The sequence below is a fragment of the Vibrio sp. HI00D65 genome (assembly GCF_001635455.1).
Taxonomy (GTDB): domain Bacteria; phylum Pseudomonadota; class Gammaproteobacteria; order Enterobacterales; family Vibrionaceae; genus Vibrio.
In genome coordinates this window covers 1-865 of sequence record NZ_LWEH01000487.1, presented here as the reverse complement: position 1 = coordinate 865, position 865 = coordinate 1, and the positions used below count along the sequence as shown (strand labels likewise).

The following is an 865-nucleotide window of genomic DNA, read 5'->3' as shown; positions in this document are numbered from 1 at the left end:
GGTCGGAGAGACTTGAACTCTCACACCTCTCGGCGCCAGAACCTAAATCTGGTGCGTCTACCAATTCCGCCACGACCGCAGCAAATCTTTATAGTTATACTGAGTATTGGTGACTCAATAAAACGTTGTGCTCATTGCTTTTAGCAAGGAGTTTTAAATAGTGGCTGGGCTACCTGGATTCGAACCAGGGAATGCCGGCATCAAAAGCCGGTGCCTTACCGCTTGGCGATAGCCCAACAATGACATCAATTAAGACATCTAAATAGTGGTGCGGTCGGAGAGACTTGAACTCTCACACCTCTCGGCGCCAGAACCTAAATCTGGTGCGTCTACCAATTCCGCCACGACCGCAGCAAATCTTTATAGTTATACTGAGTATTGGTGACTCAATAAAACGTTGTGCTCATTGCTGTTAGCAAGGAGTTTTAAATAGTGGCTGGGCTACCTGGATTCGAACCAGGGAATGCCGGCATCAAAAGCCGGTGCCTTACCGCTTGGCGATAGCCCAACAATGACATCAATTAAGACATCTAAATAGTGGTGCGGTCGGAGAGACTTGAACTCTCACACCTCTCGGCGCCAGAACCTAAATCTGGTGCGTCTACCAATTCCGCCACGACCGCAGCAAATCTTTATAGTCATATTGAATATTGGTGATTCAATATGACGTTACATAAGTGGTGGCTACTGCGGGATTTGAACCTGCGACCCCATCATTATGAGTGATGTGCTCTAACCAACTGAGCTAAGTAGCCAATAATGAATCTAATAGAATCACTATTTGTTCTCTAATGAAAGAGAAATAATGGTGCGGTCGGAGAGACTTGAACTCTCACACCTCTCGGCGCCAGAACCTAAATCTGGT

5 tRNA genes are annotated in these 865 nt (G+C 46.6%); all 5 read right to left on the bottom strand.

Annotated features, from left to right (window positions below):
- Positions 1-161 precede the first annotated feature (161 nt).
- Positions 162-236, bottom strand: a tRNA-Gln gene (locus A3712_RS23020).
- A gap of 30 nt (positions 237-266) precedes the next feature.
- A tRNA-Leu gene (locus A3712_RS23015) sits at positions 267-351 on the bottom strand.
- An 82-nt stretch (positions 352-433) separates the two neighbouring features.
- Positions 434-508: transfer RNA gene (locus tag A3712_RS23010), tRNA-Gln, on the bottom strand.
- 30 nt (positions 509-538) lie between these two features.
- Positions 539-623, bottom strand: a tRNA-Leu gene (locus A3712_RS23005).
- Between the two features lie 55 nt (positions 624-678).
- Positions 679-755, bottom strand: a tRNA-Met gene (locus A3712_RS23000).
- Positions 756-865: the final 110 nt, after the last annotated feature.